The 3154-nt window shown below is 71.0% G+C and carries 3 protein-coding genes; all 3 read right to left on the bottom strand.

Annotated features, from left to right (window positions below; translation table 11 throughout):
* Positions 1 to 123 precede the first annotated feature (123 nt).
* Positions 124 to 261 (bottom strand): hypothetical protein, encoded by a 138-nt coding sequence (locus ACFV57_RS42605; RefSeq protein ID WP_385244672.1) that lies wholly within the window; start codon positions 259 to 261, stop codon positions 124 to 126.
* A gap of 177 nt (positions 262 to 438) precedes the next feature.
* The gene (locus ACFV57_RS42600; RefSeq protein ID WP_385244669.1) at positions 439 to 1683 is read right to left on the bottom strand and encodes an epoxide hydrolase family protein; all 1245 of its coding nucleotides are present in this window, start codon (positions 1681 to 1683) and stop codon (positions 439 to 441) included.
* A 95-nt stretch (positions 1684 to 1778) separates the two neighbouring features.
* Complete coding sequence (locus tag ACFV57_RS42595) at positions 1779 to 2672, bottom strand: helix-turn-helix domain-containing protein (RefSeq protein ID WP_385244666.1); 894 nt, start codon at positions 2670 to 2672, stop codon at positions 1779 to 1781.
* Positions 2673 to 3154 lie beyond the last annotated feature (482 nt).

Here is a 3154-nt window from a genome sequence, read left to right as displayed (position 1 = left end):
AACCAAATATCATCAATCCCCAAAAACACCTCCTCCGTCCGCGCCCCACACCCCGGGGGGTTGGCGAGCGACAAAGTGGTTCATAAAACCACCCCTGAGGGGTCGTGCCCCCGTCAGCGGTCGTCACGGTTCCCGGAGTCTGGACGGGAGGAGGGCTTCGGGACGCTGGCCGAGGGGCTCCCACAGGACATCGGAGGCCTCCAGGTAGACCCGCAAAGCCTCCTGCACCCGGGGGACTTCGCTCAGCTCCTGCTGCAGCATCCGCGCTTCCGCGCCCCAGGGGGCGGCGCAGACCTCGCGCACGGCGCCGCGGGCGAAGCGCAGTCCGTAGACAACCGCCGCCGCGCACCCGCACCATCGGCCGGCTCGCCGCCCTCCAGCACACCCTGGCCCTGGCGCGGCACTGCTGGAGCAGCGGGAACCCGCGATGAGAAGACGTCACCGCGCGGAACCGCCCGCGCGAGGACGCGCGTGCTGGAATGCGGCCCGGATTTCGGCAACCAGCAGGTCCGGTTGCTCCAGACCGGGGAAGTGGCCGCCGCGGTCCATTTCGCGCCACGAGCGGATGTCGTGATAGCGGCGCTCCGCCCAGCGCCGGGCGGTCGGCCACGGCTCGGCCGGGAACAGGGAGCAGGCCGTCGGCGTCGTCACCGGTTGCGCGTTCTCCTCTTCGGCGCTGCGGGGCACCCACCGCATGGCCTCCCAGTACCAGCGGGCGGAGGAGGCACCGGTCCCGGTCAGCCAGTACAGGGCGATGTTGTCCACCTGCTGCGACACGCTCACCCCGCCACCGGCCTCGGGCCGGGTGTCGGAGTAGGCGGCGAACTTCTCACCGAGCCACGCCGCCAGGCCGGCGGGGGAGTCGAGCAGGGCGTAGCCGAGCGTCTGCGGACGCGTCGCCATGATCAACCCGAAGCCGTAGCCGTCCGCGAGATGGGTGTCGCGTCGCTCCAGCATGCGCTGTTCCGCCGGGTCCGGCGCGTTCCGGTCCTCCGGCAGGGGAGAGGCCAGCGGCATCGTCAGGTGCAGACCCGCGACGCGCTCGGGCATCTGGCGCGCCAGTTCGGTGCTGACGAACGCGCCCCAGTCCCCACCGTGCGCGCCGAACCGCTCGTAGCCGAGCGCGGTCATCAACTCGGCCCACGCCCGCGCCGTACGGGCAGGCTGCCAGCCGCGCTCACGCGGACGCTCACTGAACCCGAACCCCGGCAGCGACGGCACGACCACATGGAAGGCGTCTTCGGCGGAACCGCCATGAGCGACGGGATCGGTGAGCGGCCCGAGGACGTTCTCGAATTCGAGTACGGAGCCCGGCCAGCCATGGGTCAACACCAGAGGGAGCGCCGTGGGTTCGGGCGAGCGCACGTGCCAGAAGGCGATGCTCAGGCCGTCGACAAGGGCGCGGAAGTGGGGAATCGCGTTCCACCGGCCCTCCGTGGCCCGCCAGTCGTGCTCTCGCCAGGCACTGAGCAGCGTCTTCAGCCGGTTGAGCTCGATGCCCTGTGTCGCGTCCGGCACCGTTTCGGGCTCGGGGAGCCGGACCTCGTCGAGACGGGCACGCAGGAGCGTCAGCTCACGGTCGGGAATGCGGATGGGGCAGGGCTCGATCCGACCGACCCCAGGCGCGGTCGGCGTGCCGCCGGACGCAGATGAATTTCCGAGCGAAAGCGACTTTCCAGACACAGACGTTTTTCCGGACACAGGCGGAGTTTCAGACATGGACGAAACCCTAGGTACGGTCACCGACCGGGCCCATGCCTGGGATTGCCGCGCGGTAGTCAGGAATTGCGGTACGCCGAGGGGCGGACGCCGGTGTGGCGCAGGAACGCCGTCGACAGGGCGCTGGGGTCGGCGAATCCGCAGTGCTCCGCGATCCGGGCGGTCGTGAGGTCCGTGTCCCGCAGCAGGCGTTTCGCCTCTTCGATACGCAGACGGATGAGGTAGCGGTGGGGCGTTTCTCCCGTTGCCCCGCGAAACACGCGCACGAGATGGAAGACGCTCAGATGCACCTCGTCCGCGATATCGGCCAGAGTCAGCGGTTCCGCCAGCCGGTCACGCATGAGCGCGATCGCCGCGCGGACGCGGGTGTCCTCCCGTGCGGGCGACGGCCGTTCAGGGGCCCGGGAATGACGGGTGAGCAGGTGTACGGCCAAGAAGGCGGCCGACGATTCGGCGTACAGGTCCCCGACCTCCTCCGCCGAGCCGATGGCGCGCACCGCCTCCAGGAGCAGCGGGTCCTCCCCGGCGGCCACGGAGGCCACCATGCCTTCGTAATCCACCGTACGGCCCCCCAGCTGCGCCGCGGCCCGTTCGACGGTGCCGCGCGGGATGTGCACCTGCACGCTGCGCAACGGCTCGTGCCCGCGATAGCGGCGGAGGGCCGGCCGGTCGGGAACACCCAGTTCGAGCCGGCCCGGCCGCCAGGTGTGACGGTGCCACCGGCCGCCGGTCCGCGTCTCCATCACGGCCTGGCCGCCCACGGGCAGGACCAGGTGCAGGTCCGCCGCGGCCGGCAACTCCATGTTCTCGACGACCGGAACGTGGTGGAACCGCTGGACGAGCAACGAGTGCCAGTGGGAGTCCTCCCAGCTGCAGTGCGTCCGCCGGACGTAGGAGTCCATGTCGAAACCGGCATAGGGCTGGAGATCGAAATGAGCGGAATCGAACACCATGCGGCTGAGGGTAGCCGAGCCGGATGGAGGGGCAGGGGCTGCCGAACAGGGGGCGGGGCCGGGGCGGGGGCCAGGGCCCGGGTGCGGGCGTGGTGTCCGACCAGGGGCGCGGCGCCCTGAGCGGGACACGACGCCCCGAGCAGGACATGACGCTGAGCGGGTCGGCCGGTCGGCTGGTCGGCGTCGCGGAGGGCCGCGACGCGCCCAGCATGTGGCAGACCGCTGCGTCTACGTCCCCCGGCAGCCGCCCCGCCCTGCGGCCGTTCACCACCTCGAAGCGCAGCTGCCCGGGGCGCCGTCGCCGGTGAGCCGAACCGGCGCCCCCCTGGAGCGCGTGACGGCGTACGTTCGCCGCCTTCATCGGTGAGTGGCTCCGGCCCCTGGCTTCCTACTGACCTTGAATGCGTGATGTCGTCATGGTGGGGCGGGGGTGAGTCCGGTGCCGGTGAGGCAGCCGTCGATCACGTCGCTGCGGTACTGAA

Source organism: Streptomyces sp. NPDC059788, assembly GCF_042732265.1.
GTDB lineage: Bacteria > Actinomycetota > Actinomycetes > Streptomycetales > Streptomycetaceae > Streptomyces.
Note: the sequence above shows the minus strand (reverse complement) of the source record. Positions and strands in the feature narration are given on the sequence as shown.